The sequence below is a fragment of the Fusobacterium massiliense genome (genome assembly GCF_900095705.1).
GTDB classification, from domain to species: domain Bacteria; phylum Fusobacteriota; class Fusobacteriia; order Fusobacteriales; family Fusobacteriaceae; genus Fusobacterium; species Fusobacterium massiliense.
On the sequence record NZ_LT608326.1, the window covers coordinates 319655 to 337731 of the forward strand.

The following is an 18077-nucleotide window of genomic DNA, read 5'->3' on the forward strand; positions in this document are numbered from 1 at the left end:
GGAGTGATTTTTATGGAAAATTTTTTACTTGCTCTTAATGTTGTTTTTCCAATGTTTTTTTTGATGATGTTGGGAGTGATTTTGAAAAGGATTAAAATGGTAGATGAAAGAAGCTTGACTGTTATGAACTCTTTGATTTTTAGAGTTTTTATGTCAACCTTACTTTTTTTAAGTGTCTATAATATTGCAGATTTAAGTGCATTTTCAGCAAAAAACTTAAAACTTATGCTCTATGCTTTTGTAAGTATACTATTAGTGTTAGTTTTAGCTTGGTTAATTTTTGTAAGGCTTATAGCTGATAAAAAAAGACTGGCTGTTATGATTCAAGGAGTTTACAGAGGAAATTTCATATTGTTTGGACTAGCTATTGCTGGTAGCTTATATGGAGATGCCGGACTTGGTATTGTATCAATTCTGACAGTAGTTACTATTCCAACATTCAATATTTTAGCAGTTATAATTCTGGAATACTATTCTGGAAAAGAAATAAGCAGAAAAAAACTTATTAAACAAGTTTCAAAAAATCCTTTAGTTATTGCAACCGTAATAGGTATTTTATTTCTTGCAAGTGGAATAAAATTGCCAAAGCCTATTTACAAGAGCTTAAATGATATTGCCAAAATTGCAACCCCTCTTGCTTTTATTGTTTTGGGGGCAGAATTAAAGTTTGGCAATATGTTAAAAAATATGAAATATTTAATTTTTGTAGATTTTTTAAAATTAGTTATTAATCCTTTAATAAGTATAAGTATTGGGAAAATGTTGGGTTTTCAAGGGGCAGAAATTGTGGCACTACTTGCTATGACAGCTTGTCCGACAGCTGTTTCATCGTTTACAATGGCAAAAGAAATGAATGTTGATGGAGATTTAGCCGGAGAGATTGTTGCAACAACTAGTTTAGTTTCTATTGCCACTATTTTCTGTTGGATTTTGATCTTGAAAAGTTTAGTTTGGATATAATAAAATCTAAATGAAGGAAAGTACAAGTTTAAATAATAAAAATTAGTTTCTTATATCCGTATTAGCTCGAAGAACTTGTTCTCATTGAGTTTGTAGAACTTATACGGCTGTCAAGAAACTTTTTTTATTTTATGAGAGCCTTCTTTTTTGCAGCATAAAATTATTTGCATAATTATTATGAAAAAGTGGAGGTAAGAATATGAATACAATAAGAAGTACTTTTCTAAAAGATTATATATTAAAATTGGCAGGAGAATATGCAAGTGCAAGCAAAATACACACAATTTTAAACATAAGTCTTAGTTACACTTACATAATAGCAAAAAATAATAAAATAAGAAGTAGAACAAAATATGGCAGAACAGAATATAATATGGAAGATTTTGTCAGAGCTTTGGAATTGGGACAAAATAATAATATTATTAGTCCAGCTTTTACAAAAGAAGATTTTGACATTAATAACTATCATAATTGGGAAGCACAAAATGATATAGAGAAGTTTTTACAAAATTATTTATTAGATGAACTTGGAGAATTTACAACAATAAGGGATTTGGTAGAGCTTTTTAAAGTTAGTAAGACAATATGGTATGAAGCTCTAGAAGAGGGAAAAATAATATATTTCAAAATAAGCACTAGGAAAATAATATTAACTAGAGCTTTACTACCATTCTTAAGAGAAGCAATGGCAACAGAAATTTAGTATTTTGGCAAGTTTAAATATAAATGATGTAAATAAAGTGAGTAGTGAAAAAGAAGGTTTTATTTTAAAGAGAATTAAAAAAGTAAAGTATATAAATTTTATATGATTACTTATAGTTTTTTTTAAAATATTAATTTTTGATTAAAAATTAAGAAAAAAATAAAAAAATAGCACTGGCTAAAAAACGAACATTTTTTTATTTTTGTTCATTTTAAAAACAAAAATAAAGAATATCAGTTAAAAAAACAACACAAAGAAATATTTTTTTAAAAAATTAGGGGGGGGGGGGTTAAAATATAGAAAAAAAGGGAGTTCAGAACAAAAAATAAATAGAAAAGAATATATATCAGATATATTATAGTCTTGAAATTAAAGACTTTTTTGATAAAAAACCTTTACAAATTATACATGGTATGGTATACTAAATTATCATAAAATAAAAAATTCTTAATTAAATTTTAAATCAAACAAACTCAATTAAGAGCTGATAAATTAAGTTAAAAAAAGTAATTAGATGCTCTTGGTTGAAAGATTAAAAAAGGAGAGAAAATGAATAAAAAAATTAAAGAAATGGAAAAATGTTTAAAAGGAGTTTTAAAGAGAAAAATTGCAGTAACAGAGAGCTTTTTAGTGGCTTTTATGATTGCTGGATTTTTTGGATTAAGTCTGGATTCTAAAGCCGTTCAAGAAGGAACTGCATTAGCTACTAATTCAATAGCAATTGGAAATGAATCAAAAACTGAAAAAACTTCAGCAAATAGTGTTGTTATAGGAAATAAAGCAAGAGCGATAAAAGGGCCTTTAGATGCTGTAAATTCCGTAGCAATAGGGAACGATTCAGAAGTAAATTCAAGATATGCTGTTTCTATAGGTAATGAATCAAGAGCAAATGCAGAATATACTGTTGTTATGGGTAATAAAGCATCAGCACAATCTGGATTTTCTATGGCAATAGGAAATGAGGCAGAAACAAAAGCACAATATGCTATTTCTATAGGTAATGCATCAAAAGCAAGTGCATTAAATAGTATTGTTATAGGTAGAAATTCAAAAGCAATAAAAACAGGAGCTTACACTCCTGAAAATTCTATAGCAATGGGATATAGTTCAGAAGTAAATTCAAAATATGCTATTTCTATAGGTAATGAAACAAAAGCAAATTCAGAAAGTAGTATCGCTATGGGAAGTCGTGCAGAAGCATCAGGTGTAAATTCTATAGCAATAGGTTCTAAAAGAGAAAACTTAGAAAGAGAAACAGACACTGCTACTATAGCAAATGGAACAAATGCAATAGCATTAGGTGGAGGAGCAGAAGCTGTTAACTGGTCTTTAGCAGCCGGTTCAAACGCAAAATCTACTGGAGGAACTTCAGTCGCAATTGGTGACAGAGCAAATGCGACAGCTAAATATACTACGGCAATAGCAGCCGGTTCAAACGCAACAAGCGAAAATTCTATTGCAGTAGGTTATGGTACACAGTCAACAGCTAAAAATTCTATAGCAATAGGGTATTCAGCAAAAGCAAATTTAGAAAATTCTGTAGCTTTAGGTGCAAGAACAACAACAACTAAATCTGAAGGAAAATCATATTTAACTGAAAGAGAATTTGCTAATACTGGATCAGTAGTTTCAGTAGGAAACAGAAGAATTAATCAACTTGAAGATGGAGCTAAAGATGATGATGCAGTAACTGTAAGACAACTAAAAGCAGCTAAGTCAAAACTAGAAACTGCAGCCGATAGTGGAATTACTGTTAAGGAAGGTGAATTAACTAAAGATGGAACAACATACACTGTTGGATTAGACAAAGATAAAGTTAAGGATATAGCTGGAGAAGGGGTAAAAGTCCAAGCTGGGAAAAATATAGTAGTATCTGCAGAGACTAAAGAGCATACAACGACATATACAGTAAGTCTAGATGATGCAATTGAAAGCAAACTTAATAATAGGTTAGATGGGACTGTAAGCTTAATAGGTGAAGGAGCTGTTAAAGAGACAGCGGCAAATAATATTAAAGTTGAGAAAGAAAAAAATGGTGGATTAGTTGTAAAACTTTCTGATAAATTAACTGGAATGACAAGCTTTGAAACTAAAAATGATCCAGCTGGAAAAGTTAAGATTGATAAAGATGGAATCTCACTATCAAAAGATAATAAACCTACTGTAAAAATAGGGACAGATGGAACTATAACAGGACTTAAAGCTCCTGAAATTGATGAAACAACAGGAAAACCTAAAGATCCAACAGCAGCAGCAACAGCTGGATATGTTGATCAAAGAATAGCAGATGTTAAAGGCGATGTAAAAACTGCAATTGATCAAATAAACAGAAACTCTCAAAGAGTTGAAGAAGTTAACAAACAAGCAAAAGAAGGTATAGCAGCAGTAGCAGCTATGGCAACTTTAGACTTCAATGATGCCCCTGTAGGAAGAGTTGGAGTTGGAGCAGCAATTGGTGGATACAGAGGAACTCAAGCAGTAGCAGTCGGAGCAGTTTATGGAATAAATGAAAGCTTCAAAGTTAATGCTAAAATGGGAATACCAACTTCAAGAGCAAAAGGAGCAACTTATGGTGTAAGTGCAACTTATTACTTTGATAGATAAAATTAATTAGCAAGTATTGTAGAATTTCTGCAATACTTGACTAAGAGATTAGTCTACAGTTGTATTTAGCTAAAAAAATGAAAAGGATTTCATATCAAATATGAAATCCTTTTTTATTTATAAGGGAAGTATAAAAATAAATAGTGAAAATTAGTCTCTGACGTCCGTATTAGTTTGAAGAGCCTGTGTTCATTGAGCTCGTAAAACTCATACGGCTGTCAAGAGACTTTATTTAAATTTATCAGTGTGAATGTAAAAATGATTTCTTGACTATAAATATTAAAAGCCTTATAATGAAATTGATTTTTATTATGTAGAAAAGTATAATTTTAAATAGAAAAAGATATCTCTGACGGCTGTCAAGAGATTTTATTTGTTATAAAATAAATTTTCGGGGAGAAATATATGGAAAAACAGAGTAATACAAAGGATACTGTTGAAAAGTTACAGAGTGGAAATGCCAGTCTTTATTTTGCTTGTTTGTTGGTTGGAATATTAACAGGAGTTATAGTTTCATTGTATAGATGGAGCTTAGAAAAAATAGGAGTAATAAGAAAGGCATATTTTTCTGATATCACATTAGAACATCCTATATCTTTATTAAAAATATGGCTTGTATTTATTGTAGTTGGATTAGTAGTAAATTATTTATTTAAAAAATTTCCTAAAACATCTGGAAGTGGTATTCCTCAAGTAAAAGGATTAATTTTAGGTAGAATAGATTATCAAAATTGGTGGAAAGAACTTTTTTCAAAATTTACAGCAGGGGTACTAGGAATAGGAGCAGGGTTATCTCTAGGAAGAGAAGGGCCATCTGTTCAACTGGGTTCTTATGTTGCTTACGGACTTGCAAAAATTCTAAAAAAAGATACAACTGAAAGAAATTACATGATAACAAGTGGGTCAAGTGCAGGACTTGCAGGAGCCTTTGGTGCACCACTTGCAGGAGTTATGTTTAGCATAGAAGAAATACACAAGTACTTAACTGGAAAACTTTTAATTTGTGTTTTCACAGCAAGTATAGTTTCTGATTTTATTGGAAGAAGATTTTTTGGTGTACAAACATCTTTTGATATTGCAATAAAATATCCCTTAGGAATAAATCCATATTTTCAATTTTTCTTGTATGTTATATTTGGAGTAATTATTGCATTTTTTGGAAAGCTATTTACTGTATCTTTGATAAAAAGTCAAGATTTATTTGTAGGAATAAAACTTCCTAGGGAAATAAAAGTATCTTTTATTATGACATTGTCATTTGTACTTTGTTTTGTTTTACCAGAAGTTACAGGTGGAGGACATAGTCTAGTAGAAAGTCTTATACATAGTAAGACTGCAATTTATACATTAATTATTATTTTTATATTAAAATTATTTTTTACGACATTTTGTTATTCAACAGGTTTTGCCGGAGGAATATTTTTACCAATGCTTGTATTGGGAGCTTTAATAGGTAAAATATTCGGAGAAGTTGTGGATATGATATCTCAAACAGGACCGGATTTTGTAGTTCATTGTATAGTCTTAGGAATGGCGGCATACTTTGTAGCTGTTGTAAGAGCGCCTATAACAGGAGCTATACTTATACTGGAAATGACAGGTAGTTTTCATCTGTTGTTAGCAATAGCAACTGTTGCAATAGTTTCATTTTTTGTAACAGAATTTTTAGAACAAGATCCAGTTTACGATATTTTATATGATAGAATGAAAAAAGATGATAATATTAAAGATGAAGAAAATCATAAGAAAATAACTATTGAAGTGCCAATAATGGTGGAGTCTTTAATAGATGGAAAAATGGTATCGGAAGTAATATGGCCTGAAGATGTTTTGGTGATTTCTATTGTTAGAAATGGTATAGAAAAAATACCTAAGGGTAGAACAGTTATGATGGCAGGAGATATTTTGATATTATTATTGCCTGAAAATAGAGTGTCGGAAGTTAAAGAAAAATTAATGAAACAGACATTGGTAGATTAATTTTATTTTGAAAGAGAGGGAAAATGAGAAAGTTAGGTTTAATAAAAAAATGGGAACTTTTATCACCTTATAGGAAATTGATAGTAGGCTTTTTAATAGCAATCTTTATTGGAACTACACTTTTAAAATTACCTTTCTCATTAAAAGAAAATCAGAATATTAGTATGTTAGATTCTTTGTTTACAATAGTTTCAGCTATTTGTGTAACAGGTTTATCTGTTGTTGATGTAAGTCAAGTATTTAGTCCGGTAGGGCAATTAATAGTTCTATTTTTTATACAATTGGGTGGACTTGGAGTTATGACAGTTTCAATAATAGTATTTCTATTAGTTGGAAAAAAGATGAGCTTTGAAACAAGGGAACTTCTAAAAGAGGAAAGAAATTCTAATAGTAATGGTGGAATTACAAACTTTATTAAACAACTATTATTGACAGTATTTGTAATTGAAATGTCAGGAGCTTTAATTCTAACTTATGGTTTTTCAAAATATTATTCTTTAAAAAGAGCATTGTTTTATGGCTTATTCCATTCAGTATCAGCATTTTGTAATGCTGGATTTTCACTATTTACCAATAATTTAGAAATTTTTAAATATGATAGATTAATAAATTTGACCATTTCATTTTTGATTATTTTAGGTGGAATAGGTTTTGTAACAATAAATTCACTTGTTATTATAAAAAAGAAAAAATTACAGAATTTAAGTATAACTTCAAAATTTACTTTACTTATTACATTTTTTCTTTTAAGCATTGGAACAATATTATTTTTAGTATTTGAATACAATAATTTAACTACCTTGAAGAATATGAATTTTATAGATAAACTTATAAATTCATTTTTTCAAAGTGTAACATTAAGAACAGCAGGCTTTAATACTGTACCCTTGACAAATATAAGACCAGCAACAGTTTTTATTTCATATATACTTATGTTTATAGGAGCTTCACCTGGTTCAACAGGAGGTGGAATAAAAACAACAACTTTTGGAGTTTTAATACTCTATGCACTTGGAGTTTTAAAAAGAAAAGAATATGTTGAAGTTTTTAAAAGAAGGATAGACTGGGAATTGATTAATAAAGCATTAGCCATAGTTATAATATCATTATTTTATATAATTGTTATTACAACAATTATATTGTCAATAGAAAGTTTTCCAACAGATAAGGTAATATATGAAGTGCTATCAGCATTTTCTACAACAGGTTTAAGTATGGGAATAACAGCAGGTTTAGGAATAATATCAAAACTTATACTTGTAGTAACAATGTTTATAGGGAGATTAGGACCTATGACAGTTGCATTAGCTTTTACAAGTAATAAGACAAGTTCAATAAAATATCCAAAAGAAGATATATTAATAGGATAGGAGAAGAGTATGAAACAATATTTAGTAATAGGTTTAGGAAGATTTGGAACAAGTGTTGCAAAAACTTTATATGAGGCAGAAAAAAATGTTTTAGCTATAGATGTAGATGAGGATAATGTTCAAGATAAAATTGACACAAATATAATAAAAAATGCTGTAATTGGTGATCCAAGTGATGAAAAAGTCCTTAAAGATATTGGAGCAGAAAATTTTGATGTTGCCTTCATTTGCATGGGAGATATAGAAGCAAGTGTTATGATAGCACTTAACTTAAAAGAGTTGGGAATAAAAACAATTATAGCAAAAGCTATAAATAAAAAACATGGAAAAATTCTTGCAAAAGTTGGAGCTACTGAGATAGTTTATCCAGAAGAACATATGGGAAAAAGAATAGCAGAACTTACAATAGATACAGATATAAAAGAACGTTTAAAATTTTCAGACAATTTTGTTTTAGTTGAAGTAAAAGCACCTAGTATATTTTGGAATAACAGCCTTATAAAATTAGATATTAGAAATAAATATAACATAAATATAGTTGGAATAAAAAAAGATAAAGGAGAATTTTTATCTAATCCAACTGCAAACGTTGTAATAGAAGAAGGAGATATATTAGTGATTATAACTGATAAAAAAACAGTTGAGTCATTTAATAAATTGATTTAGGGGGAAAGATGCAAGAATTTGATGTTATAGTAGTTGGAGCAGGACATGCTGGTTGTGAAGCTGCATTAGCTTCAGCAAGAATGGGAATGAAAACAGCAATATTTACAATATCATTAGACAATATTGGAGTAATGTCTTGTAACCCATCATTAGGTGGTCCAGCAAAATCACATCTAGCAAGAGAAATAGATGCTCTTGGTGGAGAGATGGGAAGAAATATAGATAAAACTTTTATTCAAATAAGAGTCTTGAACACAAAAAAAGGTCCGGCAGTAAGATCTTTAAGAGCTCAAGCAGATAAAGTTTCTTATGCTAATGAAATGAAAAAAACTCTTGAACATACAAAAAACTTATCTGTTATTCAAGGAATGGTAAGTGAGCTTGTTGTTGAAGAAGAAAATGGAAGAAAGATAATAAAAGGAATAAAGATAAGAGAAGGTCTCGAATATAGAGCGAAAGCAGTCGTTGTGGCAACAGGAACTTTTTTAAGAGGCCTTATTCACATGGGGGAAACAAATTTTAAAGCTGGAAGAATGGGAGAACTTTCTTCGGAAGATTTACCTGTTTCTATGGAAAAACTAGGATTAAAATTAGGAAGATTTAAGACAGGGACACCGGCAAGAATTGATGCAAGAACTATAGATTTTTCTGTTTTAGAAGAACAACCTGGACAAAAAGATCAAGTTTTAAAATTTTCAAATAGAACAAAAGATGAAGATGCACTTAGCAGAAGACAAATTTCTTGTTATATAGCTCATACAAATGAGAAAGTGCATGAAATAATAAAAAGCAATAGAGATAGATCACCACTATTTAATGGAAAGATTCAAGGTCTAGGTCCTAGATATTGTCCATCAATAGAAGATAAAGTGTATAGATACCCAGATAAAATGCAACATCATTTATTTCTAGAAAGAGAAGGATATGAAACTAATGAAATTTATTTAGGTGGTATGTCATCATCTCTTCCTGTTGATGTTCAAGAAGAAATGATAAAAAATGTTGAAGGTTTTGAAAATGCAAAAATTATGAGATATGCCTATGCTATTGAATATGATTATGTTCCACCAGAAGAAATAAAGTATAGTTTGGAAACAAGAACAATAGAAAATTTGTTTTTAGCTGGACAAATTAATGGAACATCTGGTTATGAGGAAGCAGGGGCTCAAGGTCTGATGGCAGGGATAAATGCTGTTAAAAAAATAAGGGGTGAAGAAGCTCTTATTTTAGATAGATCAGATTCATATATAGGGACACTTATAGATGACCTTGTATCTAAAGGAACGAATGAACCTTACAGAATGTTTACAGCAAGAAGTGAATATAGACTTTATTTGAGAGAGGATAATGCTGATTTAAGACTTAGTAAAATTGGCTATGAATTAGGTTTAATTCCAGAAGAAGAATACCAAAGAGTTGAACAAAAAAGAAAAGATGTGGAAGAAATAACTCAAATATTAACAAGAACAAATATAGGACCTAGCAATCCAAGAGTAAATGAAGTCTTAGAAAAAAGAGGAGAAACTCCTATAAAAGATGGAAGTACACTGCTTGAAATTTTAAGAAGACCGGAAGTAACTTTTGAAGATATAAAGTATATTGCTGAAGAGATGCCAATTGACTTGGAAAAATATAGCTACGATACAGGTTATCAAGCAGAAATTTCTATAAAATATGAGGGATACATAGGTAGAGCTTTGAAGATGATAGAAAAACATAAGGCTATGGAAAACAGAAAAATTCCTGTTGGCATAGACTACGATGATTTAAAGACTATACCTAAAGAAGCTAAAGACAAGCTAAAAAGAATAAGACCTATAAATATAGGACAAGCAAGTAGAATTTCTGGAGTATCTCCAGCTGATATACAGGCTATTTTAATCTATTTAAAGATGAAGGGAAAAGAATGAGAGAATATTTTATAGAAGGTTTAAATAAGATAAATGTTAGCTATACAGATAAAAAAATAAATAAGGCTTTAAGATATTTAGAGTTAATAGTGGATTATAATAGTCATACAAATATCACTGCTATTAGAGAAGAAAAAGCTATCATAGAAAAACATTTTCTAGATTCTTTACTACTTCAACAATTCTTGAAAGAAGAAGATAAAAAATTAATAGATATAGGAACAGGAGCAGGATTTCCTGGAATGATACTGGCTATATTTAATGAAGATAAGAATTTTACTTTGCTAGATTCTGTTAGGAAAAAAACAGATTTTTTAAATATAGTAAAAGAAGATTTAAAACTTTCAAATGTTGAAGTTATTAATGGAAGAGCAGAAGAAGTTATAAAAGATAGAAGAGAAACTTATGATGTTGGACTATGCAGAGGAGTTTCAAATTTAGCAGTTATACTGGAATATGAAATCCCATTTATAAGAGTAAATGGAAGATTTTTACCACAAAAAATGGTTGGAACTGAAGAAATAAAAACTTCAGCTAACGCTTTGAAGATACTAAGTTCAAAAATATTGAAAGAATATAATTTTAAATTACCTTTTTCAGAAGAAGATAGATTAATAATAGAAATACTAAAAGAAAAAAAGACGGATAAGAAATATCCTAGAAATACGGGTATTCCTTTGAAGAAACCTTTGTAAAATGAAGTTAAAATTGAAAAAAGTAGTATTTTATTTTTTGTCACTTATTGTAGTAATTATTTTTATTTTAGAATTAGTTAAAATATTTTTTTTGAATCATGATTATAAAATTACAAAGTATAATGAAGATAAAATTGAAAAAGGAATTGTTATAACATTTCATGGTATTTATGGGACAGAAAAGCAACTTAGATACGTCAATGAAAATTTGACTAATAAAGGATACACAGTTATCAATATTCAGTATCCTACACTCGAAGAAAATATAGTTGGAATAACTGAAGAATATATAAAGCCTGTTATTGATACAGAAATAGGAAAACTAAAAGTAATTAACAAAGAAAGAGCAAAAAAAGGTTTAGAAAAACTAAAAATAAATATAGTTGCTCATTCTATGGGAACTGTAATAACTAGATATTATCTAAAAAATAATAAAATAGAAGATTTAGGAGAAGTAATATTAATTTCTCCCCCTAGTCATGGAAGTGATTTGTCAGATATTTTTATATCGAATTTATTGAAGAATTTTTTAGGGGTAGCAGTTCTTGATATGAAAACTGATGAAAGTAGTTTTGTAAATGATTTAGGAGAGCCTAGTTACAGTTGTCATGTATTAATTGGAAATAAAACTAATAATTTTCTTTACTCTCTTTTGATAAAAGGAGAAGATGATGGTATGGTTCCAGTGTCAACTGCAAAATTAGATAAAGCAAGTTTTAAAATTATAAATAATACAACCCACGCAAGTATTTTAAAATCTTCAGAAACAATAAAAGAAATTTCAAATATTTTAGAAAAGTAAAAAGATATTTTAGTATCATAGGAAAGTATAAAATTAAATGTTTATTAGTCACTGACGTCCGTATTAGTTCGAAGAACCTTTGTTCATTGAGCTCGTAGAACTCATACGGCTGTCAAGAGACTTTATTTATTTTGTTATTTTACTGCTGGGTTTGTTACAGTTGTAGAATTTGTATAAGCAGCAGCACCTGGGATAGAATCCATAGTTTTGATTATATTTTCTATAATTCCACTTTTAGTAGCTACTTTAAATTTGTAAACAGCTATTCTTTTACCAGTTCTTAAATCTGAGAATTTAATAACTCCTTGATGAGTTCCGAAGTAATCAGGATATAGTAATTCACAAGTAATTACAAAATTTGATTTTAAAGATGGTGAAGAAGTGTCTTTATTTGAAACTACAGAAACTTTCCAAAAATTATTTTCTAAAGTCTTTTCTAAGTCAATTTCAAAGTCAGTTGGAAAATATTGAATAAGCACAGTTCTTTCATCCTTTGTAATAGGCTTAGCATCATGAATAAATTGTGTATTAGAACAAGCGACGAAAGCAAATAACATTAATACAAATAAAAAAATCTTTTTCATAAAAATACCTCCAAAAATATGTGAAAAAATAATAAATTACTATCATAATGATACAATATATTAACAAAAAAATCAATCTAAATCTTAAATTTAAATAAAATAAAAAAAGAATAAATATTTTAAAAAAAATCTTTGATTTTTTAAAAAGTTGTGATATACTTGTTAAAGTGCATAAGAATTATCTTATGTAGTTAATTTAAAGGAGGTGCAATAATATAATGGCTTCTAACAAATTAAGAATCTATTTAAGAGCATACGATCACACTTTATTAGATGAGTCAGCAAAAAGAGTTGTTGAATCAGCAAAGAAAAGTGGAGCAGAAGTAGTAGGGCCTATGCCTTTACCTACAAAAATTAGAAAATATACTGTTTTAAGATCAGTTCACGTTAACAAAGATTCAAGAGAGCAATTCGAAATGAGAGTGCACAGAAGAATGATAGAATTAGTAAATTCTACAGAAAAGGCAATTAGTTCGTTAACATCAGTTCACTTACCAGCTGGTGTGGGAATAGAAATTAAACAAGTTTAATTCTATTTTCGGTATTTATTTATGGGAGATGATGTGAAAACATCATACTTACAGAATAGTACAAGTTGATATTTATTCCTTGAAGGCTGAATAGAACCACAAGGGTAAGTTGTATCAACCGATATATTATTTGATGGAGGTTAAAAATGTCTGGAATTTTAGGAAAGAAAATTGGAATGACACAAATTTTCGAAGATGGGAAATTTGTTCCAGTAACAGTTGTAGAAGCTGGTCCTAACTTCGTTCTTCAAAAGAAAACTGAAGAAAAAGATGGATATGTAGCTTTACAATTAGGATTTGATGAGAAAAAAGAAAAAAACACTACAAAACCTTTAATGGGAATATTTAACAAAGCAGGAGTTAAACCTCAAAGATTTGTTAAAGAATTAGAAGTTGCGTGTGTTGATGGTTATGAATTAGGACAAGAAATCAAAGTTGATGTTCTAGCTGAAGTTGCTTATGTAGATATTACGGGTACTTCAAAAGGTAAAGGAACATCTGGTGTTATGAAAAGACACGGATTTGGTGGAAATAGAGCTACACATGGGGTTTCAAGAAACCACAGACTAGGAGGTTCAATAGGAATGTCGAGCTGGCCTGGTAAAGTTCTAAAAGGTAAAAGAATGGCTGGGCAACATGGAAATGCAACAGTAACAGTTCAAAACTTAAAAGTAGTAAAAGTTGATGCAGAACACAACTTACTTTTAATAAAAGGAGCAGTTCCTGGAGCAAAAAATAGCTATTTAGTAATAAAACCAGCTGTAAAGAAAGTAATAGGATAGTAGAGGGAGGAGGAAAATAATGGCAGTTTTAAACGTATATAACTTAGCAGGAGATCAAACTGGTACTGTTGAAGTTAATGATGCAGTGTTTGGGATTGAGCCTAATAAAGTAGTTCTTCATGAAGTACTTACTGCTGAATTAGCAGCTGCTAGACAAGGTACAGCTTCTACTAAGACTAGAGCAATGGTTAGAGGTGGAGGAAGAAAACCTTTCAAACAAAAAGGTACTGGTAGAGCAAGACAAGGTTCAATAAGAGCACCACATATGGTAGGTGGAGGAGTTACATTCGGTCCTCATCCAAGATCATATGAAAAGAAAGTAAATAAGAAAGTTAGAAATCTAGCACTAAGATCAGCTTTATCTGCAAAGGTAGCAGCTGGAAATGTATTAGTTTTAGATGGAACAATCGAAACACCTAAAACAAAAGTGATAGTAAATTTAGTAAATAAAGTTGATGCAAAACAAAAACAATTATTTGTAGTAAACGATTTAGCAACTATGAATGATTTTAACTTATACTTATCTGTAAGAAACTTAGAAAATGCAGTAGTATTACAACCAAATGAAATTGGTGTTTACTGGCTATTAAAACAAGAAAAAGTAATTCTTACTAAAGAAGCATTAGCTACTGTAGAGGAGGTACTAGGATAATGACTGTTTATGAAATAATTAAAAAACCTGTTGTTACAGAAAAAACAGAACTTTTAAGAAGAGAATACAACAAATATACTTTTGAAGTACATCCGAAAGCTAATAAAATAGAAATAAAGAAAGCTGTAGAAGCAATATTTAATGTAAAAGTTGAAGATGTAGCTACAATAAACAAAAAACCAATCACAAAAAGACATGGTATGAGATTTTATAAAACTCAAGCTAAGAAAAAAGCTATTGTTAAATTAGCTAAAGAAAACACAATAACTTACTTTAAAGAAGTTTAATAAGATTAAAGATATATATAGGTCAATGGAGGAAATTAAATGGCTATTAGAAAAATGAAACCAATTACTAATGGTACTAGACATATGTCTAGATTAGTAAATGATGAATTAGATAAAGTAAGACCTGAAAAATCTTTAACTGTACCTCTAAAATCAGCGTATGGTAGAGATAATTATGGTCATAGAACTTGTAGAGACAGACAAAAAGGACACAAAAGATTATACAGAATTATAGATTTCAAAAGAAACAAATTGGATGTTCCTGCAAGAGTTGCAACAATAGAATACGATCCAAACAGATCAGCAAACATTGCTTTATTATTCTATGTTGATGGAGAAAAAAGATATATACTAGCACCTAAAGGGCTTAAAAAAGGAGATGTAATTTCTGCTGGAAGTAAAGCTGATATTAAACCTGGAAACGCTCTTAAATTAAAAGATATGCCAGTTGGGGTTCAAATCCACAATATCGAACTTCAAAGAGGAAAAGGTGGACAATTAGTAAGATCTGCTGGAACTGCTGCAAGACTTGTAGCTAAAGAAGGAACTTACTGCCACGTTGAATTACCATCAGGAGAATTAAGATTAATACATGGTGAATGTATGGCAACTGTTGGTGAAGTTGGAAATTCTGAGCATAACTTAGTAAACATAGGTAAAGCTGGAAGAAATAGACATATGGGAAAAAGACCTCATGTAAGAGGATCTGTAATGAACCCAGTAGATCACCCACATGGTGGAGGGGAAGGAAAGAACCCAGTTGGAAGAAAATCACCTTTAACTCCTTGGGGAAAACCAGCACTTGGTGTTAAAACTAGAGGAAGAAAGACTTCTGACAAATTTATCGTAAGAAGAAGAAACGAAAAATAATTTGCGAGAGGAGGCTAATTAATAATGGCAAGATCATTAAAAAAAGGACCTTTTTGTGACCATCATTTAATGGCTAAAGTTGAAGAAGCAGTTGCTTCAGGAAACAATAAAGCTGTTATAAAAACTTGGTCAAGAAGATCTACAATATTCCCAAATTTTATAGGAATAACATTTGGAGTATATAACGGAAAAAAACATATACCAGTTCATGTTACTGAACAAATGGTAGGACATAAATTAGGAGAATTTGCACCAACTAGAACATATCATGGACATGGTGTAGATAAAAAGAAAAAATAATAACTTAGTATTGAGAAAAAGGAGGATGGACTAGTGGAAGCTAAAGCAATAACTAGATTCGTAAGACTATCTCCTAGAAAAGCTAGATTAGTAGCTGACTTAGTGAGAGGTAAATCAGCACTAGAAGCATTAGATATTCTAGAGTTTACAAATAAAAAAGCCGCTAGAGTTATAAAGAAAACTTTGTCGTCTGCAATAGCAAATGCGACAAACAATTTCAAAATGGATGAAGATAAATTAGTAGTGTCAACTATAATGATAAATCAAGGGCCAGTTTTAAAAAGAGTTATGCCAAGAGCAATGGGTAGAGCGGATATCATAAGAAAGCCAACAGCTCATATTACAGTGGCAGTAACTGAAGAATAAGATTAAGGAGGTAAAACTGTGGGACAAAAAGTAGACCCTAGAGGACTTAGAGTTGGAATAACAAGAACTTGGGACTCTAATTGGTATGCAGATAAAAAAGAGTATGTAAAATACTTCCATGAAGATGTGCAAATAAAAGAATTTATAAAGAAAAACTACTTCCATACAGGAATTTCGAAGGTAAGAATTGAAAGAACATCTCCTTCACAAGTAGTTGTTTATATACATACTGGAAAAGCAGGATTAATAATTGGAAGAAAAGGTGCTGAAATTGATGCATTAAGAGTTAAATTAGAAAAATTAACAGCTAAGAAAGTAACTGTAAAAGTTCAAGAAATAAAAGACTTAAACAGTGATGCAGTATTAGTTGCTGAATCAATAGCAGCTCAAATAGAAAAAAGAATTGCTTACAAAAAAGCAATGACTCAAGCTATTTCAAGAACAATGAAATCAGCAGATGTTAAAGGAATAAAAGTAATGATTTCAGGAAGATTAAATGGTGCTGAAATTGCTAGATCTGAATGGGCAGTTGAAGGAAAAGTTCCTTTACATACATTAAGAGCAGATATAGATTATGCAGTAGCAACAGCTCATACAACTTATGGAGCTTTAGGAATTAAAGTATGGATATTCCATGGGGAAGTTCTTCCTAGTAAGAAGGAAGGAGGGGAAGCTTAATTATGTTAATGCCAAAAAGAACAAAACACAGAAAAATGTTCAGAGGTAGAATGAAAGGTGAAGCTCATAAAGGTAATTATGTTGCTTTTGGAGATTGGGGATTACAAGCCTTAGAACCATCTTGGATAACAAATAGACAAATAGAATCTTGTCGGGTTGCTATCAACAGAACATTCAAAAGAGAAGGGAAAACATATATAAGAATATTCCCTGATAAACCTATTACAGCAAGACCTGCTGGAGTGAGAATGGGTAAAGGTAAAGGTAACGTTGAAGGTTGGGTATCAGTAGTAAAACCTGGAAGAATCTTATTCGAAGTTTCTGGTGTAACTGATGAAAAAGCAGCAGCAGCTTTAAGAAAGGCAGCTATGAAATTACCAATTAGATGTAAAATTGTTAAAAAAGAAGAAAATGGTGGTGAAAACTAATGAGAGCTAAAGAAATAAGAGAAATGACTAGTGAAGACCTAGTTGTTAAGTGTAAAGAGCTAAAAGAAGAATTATTCAACTTGAAGTTCCAACTTTCATTAGGTCAACTAACAAATACAGCAAAAATAAGAGAAGTTAGAAGAGAGATCGCAAGAATTAACACAATCTTAAATGAAAGATAATTGTGTTATGCCTAGATAATTGATTCTTTAAAATAGTAAAGAGGAGGTTAATATCTTGAGAAACGAAAGAAAAGTAAGAGAAGGAATAGTTGTTTCTGATAAAATGCAAAAAACTATAGTTGTTGCAATTGAAACAATGATACTTCATCCTATATACAAAAAAAGAGTAAAAAGAACTACTAAGTTCAAAGCTCATGATGAAGAAAATGTAGCTCAAATAGGAGATAAAGTAAGAATTATGGAAACTAGACCTTTATCTAAGGATAAAAATTGGAGACTAGTAGAAATCATAGAAAAAGCGAAATAATCACATATAGTGAGAGGAGGATATTTTAATGGTACAACAACAAACTATCCTTAATGTTGCTGATAACTCAGGGGCTAAAAAACTTATGGTAATAAGAGTTTTAGGCGGATCAAAAAAGAGATTCGGTAGAATTGGTGACATTGTTGTGGCATCAGTTAAAGAAGCTATCCCTGGTGGTAACGTTAAAAAGGGAGATGTAGTAAAAGCTGTTATAGTAAGAACAAAAAAAGAAACTAGAAGAGAAGATGGTTCATATATAAAATTTGATGACAATGCAGGAGTTGTAATCAACAATAACAACGAACCAAAAGCAACAAGAATATTTGGACCTGTTGCAAGAGAATTAAGAGCAAGAAACTTCATGAAAATCTTATCTCTAGCAATAGAAGTTATATAATGAGAGAGGAGGCTTATAAGAACA

Annotated in this window: 22 protein-coding genes; 21 read left to right on the plus strand and 1 reads right to left on the minus strand. The window is 30.2% G+C overall.

The features are described 5' to 3' along the window. The first annotated feature begins 12 nt into the window (after positions 1-12). The 9 genes from BQ2505_RS04030 (at position 13) to BQ2505_RS04070 (ending at position 11690) form a co-directional block, all read left to right on the plus strand. Positions 13-960 (plus strand): AEC family transporter, encoded by a 948-nt coding sequence (locus BQ2505_RS04030; protein WP_074016491.1) that lies wholly within the window; start codon positions 13-15, stop codon positions 958-960. A 199-nt stretch (positions 961-1159) separates the two neighbouring features. Then, the gene (locus BQ2505_RS04035) at positions 1160-1663 is read left to right on the plus strand and encodes a hypothetical protein (protein ID WP_074016492.1); all 504 of its coding nucleotides are present in this window, start codon (positions 1160-1162) and stop codon (positions 1661-1663) included. A 549-nt stretch (positions 1664-2212) separates the two neighbouring features. Beyond that, positions 2213-4267, plus strand: coding sequence for a YadA C-terminal domain-containing protein (locus BQ2505_RS04040; RefSeq protein WP_074016493.1), 2055 nt, complete (start codon positions 2213-2215; stop codon positions 4265-4267). A 405-nt stretch (positions 4268-4672) separates the two neighbouring features. Then, positions 4673-6247, plus strand: a complete 1575-nt coding sequence (locus BQ2505_RS04045; protein ID WP_074016494.1) for a ClC family H(+)/Cl(-) exchange transporter — start codon at positions 4673-4675, stop codon at positions 6245-6247. 23 nt (positions 6248-6270) lie between these two features. Next, positions 6271-7617, plus strand: coding sequence for a TrkH family potassium uptake protein (locus BQ2505_RS04050; protein ID WP_074016495.1), 1347 nt, complete (start codon positions 6271-6273; stop codon positions 7615-7617). A gap of 9 nt (positions 7618-7626) precedes the next feature. Then, positions 7627-8283: a potassium channel family protein gene (locus tag BQ2505_RS04055; protein WP_074016496.1), complete on the plus strand. Its 657-nt coding sequence runs from the start codon at positions 7627-7629 to the stop codon at positions 8281-8283. Positions 8284-8291: 8 nt separating this feature from the next. Beyond that, complete coding sequence (mnmG, locus tag BQ2505_RS04060) at positions 8292-10193, plus strand: tRNA uridine-5-carboxymethylaminomethyl(34) synthesis enzyme MnmG (protein WP_074016497.1); 1902 nt, start codon at positions 8292-8294, stop codon at positions 10191-10193. Next, positions 10190-10888 carry a 16S rRNA (guanine(527)-N(7))-methyltransferase RsmG gene (rsmG, locus tag BQ2505_RS04065; RefSeq protein WP_074016498.1) on the plus strand — a complete coding sequence of 233 codons (699 nt, stop codon included), beginning with the start codon at positions 10190-10192 and terminating at the stop codon, positions 10886-10888. Before mnmG ends, rsmG begins: the two co-directional genes overlap by 4 nt. Positions 10889-10901: 13 nt before the next feature. Further along, positions 10902-11690 carry an esterase/lipase family protein gene (locus BQ2505_RS04070; protein ID WP_392389518.1) on the plus strand — a complete coding sequence of 263 codons (789 nt, stop codon included), beginning with the start codon at positions 10902-10904 and terminating at the stop codon, positions 11688-11690. Positions 11691-11824: 134 nt separating this feature from the next. Here BQ2505_RS04070 and BQ2505_RS04075 read toward each other — a convergent pair whose 3' ends face one another. Then, positions 11825-12274 carry a hypothetical protein gene (locus BQ2505_RS04075; RefSeq protein ID WP_074016500.1) on the minus strand — a complete coding sequence of 150 codons (450 nt, stop codon included), beginning with the start codon at positions 12272-12274 and terminating at the stop codon, positions 11825-11827. Between the two features lie 218 nt (positions 12275-12492). On the opposite strand from BQ2505_RS04075, the gene rpsJ reads away from it, so the two are divergent. The 12 genes from rpsJ to rplN all read left to right on the plus strand — a co-directional run bounded on the left by rpsJ (position 12493) and on the right by rplN (position 18053). Beyond that, complete coding sequence (rpsJ, locus tag BQ2505_RS04080) at positions 12493-12804, plus strand: 30S ribosomal protein S10 (RefSeq protein ID WP_074016501.1); 312 nt, start codon at positions 12493-12495, stop codon at positions 12802-12804. Positions 12805-12950: 146 nt separating this feature from the next. After that, positions 12951-13586, plus strand: a complete 636-nt coding sequence (gene rplC / locus BQ2505_RS04085) for a 50S ribosomal protein L3 (RefSeq protein ID WP_074016502.1) — start codon at positions 12951-12953, stop codon at positions 13584-13586. Positions 13587-13605: 19 nt separating this feature from the next. Beyond that, the gene (gene rplD, locus BQ2505_RS04090; protein WP_074016503.1) at positions 13606-14238 is read left to right on the plus strand and encodes a 50S ribosomal protein L4; all 633 of its coding nucleotides are present in this window, start codon (positions 13606-13608) and stop codon (positions 14236-14238) included. Then, positions 14238-14525: a 50S ribosomal protein L23 gene (gene rplW / locus BQ2505_RS04095; RefSeq protein WP_074016504.1), complete on the plus strand. Its 288-nt coding sequence runs from the start codon at positions 14238-14240 to the stop codon at positions 14523-14525. The genes rplD and rplW overlap by 1 nt, the downstream gene beginning before the upstream one ends. A 39-nt stretch (positions 14526-14564) precedes the next feature. Beyond that, the gene (gene rplB / locus BQ2505_RS04100; RefSeq protein WP_074016505.1) at positions 14565-15395 is read left to right on the plus strand and encodes a 50S ribosomal protein L2; all 831 of its coding nucleotides are present in this window, start codon (positions 14565-14567) and stop codon (positions 15393-15395) included. A 24-nt stretch (positions 15396-15419) separates the two neighbouring features. Further along, positions 15420-15695, plus strand: a complete 276-nt coding sequence (gene rpsS / locus BQ2505_RS04105; protein ID WP_074016506.1) for a 30S ribosomal protein S19 — start codon at positions 15420-15422, stop codon at positions 15693-15695. Positions 15696-15728: 33 nt separating this feature from the next. Continuing rightward, positions 15729-16061, plus strand: coding sequence for a 50S ribosomal protein L22 (rplV, locus tag BQ2505_RS04110; protein ID WP_074016507.1), 333 nt, complete (start codon positions 15729-15731; stop codon positions 16059-16061). A gap of 18 nt (positions 16062-16079) precedes the next feature. Beyond that, positions 16080-16739 carry a 30S ribosomal protein S3 gene (gene rpsC / locus BQ2505_RS04115; RefSeq protein WP_074016508.1) on the plus strand — a complete coding sequence of 220 codons (660 nt, stop codon included), beginning with the start codon at positions 16080-16082 and terminating at the stop codon, positions 16737-16739. Between the two features lie 2 nt (positions 16740-16741). After that, a complete protein-coding gene (gene rplP, locus BQ2505_RS04120) occupies positions 16742-17167 on the plus strand; it encodes a 50S ribosomal protein L16 (RefSeq protein WP_074016509.1) in 426 nt (141 codons plus the stop codon). Beyond that, positions 17167-17349, plus strand: a complete 183-nt coding sequence (gene rpmC / locus BQ2505_RS04125; RefSeq protein WP_005892361.1) for a 50S ribosomal protein L29 — start codon at positions 17167-17169, stop codon at positions 17347-17349. Before rplP ends, rpmC begins: the two co-directional genes overlap by 1 nt. Before the next feature lie 55 nt (positions 17350-17404). Continuing rightward, positions 17405-17656, plus strand: a complete 252-nt coding sequence (gene rpsQ / locus BQ2505_RS04130) for a 30S ribosomal protein S17 (RefSeq protein WP_074016510.1) — start codon at positions 17405-17407, stop codon at positions 17654-17656. A 28-nt stretch (positions 17657-17684) separates the two neighbouring features. Continuing rightward, positions 17685-18053, plus strand: a complete 369-nt coding sequence (rplN, locus tag BQ2505_RS04135; protein ID WP_074016511.1) for a 50S ribosomal protein L14 — start codon at positions 17685-17687, stop codon at positions 18051-18053. Positions 18054-18077: the final 24 nt, after the last annotated feature.